Source organism: Bartonella sp. AA97HXZ (assembly GCF_042196985.1).
GTDB lineage: Bacteria > Pseudomonadota > Alphaproteobacteria > Rhizobiales > Rhizobiaceae > Bartonella.
The window spans coordinates 1-1,721 of record NZ_JBHIRC010000063.1; the positions used below are offsets into that span (position 1 = coordinate 1).

General features: G+C 46.0%; 1 protein-coding gene. It reads right to left on the reverse strand.

Annotation, left to right across the window (positions count from 1 at the left end):
* Positions 1 to 1,721, reverse strand: a 1,721-nt coding sequence (locus ACFINE_RS09655) for a hemagglutinin repeat-containing protein (RefSeq protein ID WP_375621881.1), incomplete at both ends; no start/stop codon positions are given.

The window sequence follows — 1,721 nt, forward strand, 5'->3', positions numbered from 1 at the left end:
GCATCCTTTACATCTTTTACTGTACCAAGAATGCCCACATTGACAGAGCCTGTCACACCAGCAAAAGACTTTTCATGTGTCTCTTTGCCGTTAGAGGTATCATAGCTTTCTGAAAGCGTGATATTATTGCCGGCATCCATGTTGACATCACGATCCGCCGAAACAATGGCTGCTTGTAAATTCACATCATTGTCAGCAGTAATCTGCACATCTTGGCGTGCCGTGATGTGTGATTGTGTGGAAGTGGTTTCCCATTGATCGCCCGTATCTTTGGCGCTTGCAATTCCAACACCTACAGAAGCACCGCTTTTGCTCTTTTCAAACTGAAACCCAAAGCCTTCCCGTTCTTCTACAGAGTTTGACTTATGGCTATTATGACCAACAAGCACATTCACATCATGCGCTGCCGAAAGGTTAATATTCTCACCCGCAAGATCAGAGCCCACCACGTTCACATCTTTTTTGGTGGCGGTGATGGTGATATTGCCATCCGCATTGAGAGAAGAACCTTGATGTTCAAAACTCTCTTCATTTTCTGTCTTTCCCTCACTCCCGTATATCGACACAAAGTTCTTGCCTGATCCCACACCAAAACCTGTTTCATGGGTCTCTGAATGGCTCTTATGATGATCTGTCATGCCATCAATCGTCACACTTTCTCCGCTCACATTGATATCTTGACCGGAAAGAAGATGAGAAGCAGAAATCTTGGCTTCTCCTTGTGCGTCTAACACGATGTTGCCCGTTGCCCCAAGGATAGAGGAGACCGTTGTGGTATGAGATTGAGATGTATCGGACGATTTCTCATGCAAAAAGCCACTTGATGACGATTGTGCTTGCTGATCCAACTGTTCTTGGGCGCCTTTTATGACAATCTTTCCCCCAGAGTGAATGGTAATATCCGCTTTTTTCTGATCTCCTAGTGCTTTCTCTCCTGACGTTTCCTCTGCCTTACCGGCTACGAGTGTCGAGGCGACAACTTCCGTGTTGTTTCCGGAATCAATGGCAATGCCTTCACCCCCTGTTATGCTTGACCCCACAACTTGGCGCACATCCATCTTGTTATGCTCAGATTTGCTGCTACTAAACACCCCACCCTCTTTGTGATACGACATCTCATAATGTAAGCTATCCTCTGCATTATTGATCAGGACATCGTTGCTGGCTTTCAGCCCCACCTTGCCATCAGCAGCAATGGAACTGCCTGTGATGCTAAGATCATGCGGTTTGCCATCCTGCCCTGCAATGACAGTGGTGTCACCTCCCGATTTTATCGAAGAGCCAACGGCATGAGAGGCTTGCATATCCACTTTCGTGTTTTTGGTGCGAAGATGATATTCCACTTCATCGTTTCTTACCCCTATTGTTACCTCCCCTTGGGCGCCAAGAGCAACATTACCCTTGGCATCTATATCGGAAGCAGCAATATGGATATCGCCACCCGAGATAACAGTGGTCTCTTTTCCAGAACTTAGATGAGAGCCATTGTGTAAGGCAACATGAGATGTTTCACTCCCATTCTGATTGTCCATACTGTTGCGTGTGGCATCAATCGAAACATTCCTCTCAGCTTGCAAGAGAAGTTTATCCTTTGTTTGAACATCAGAGCCTAAAATATTCAAATCTTTTCCAGAGGAAAGCGTTGTTGAGCCTCCAGAGTTGACTTCTGATTTATGATGCATGGTGGCATCACCCTGTTCATCATGGTAATGGGTTTCTGC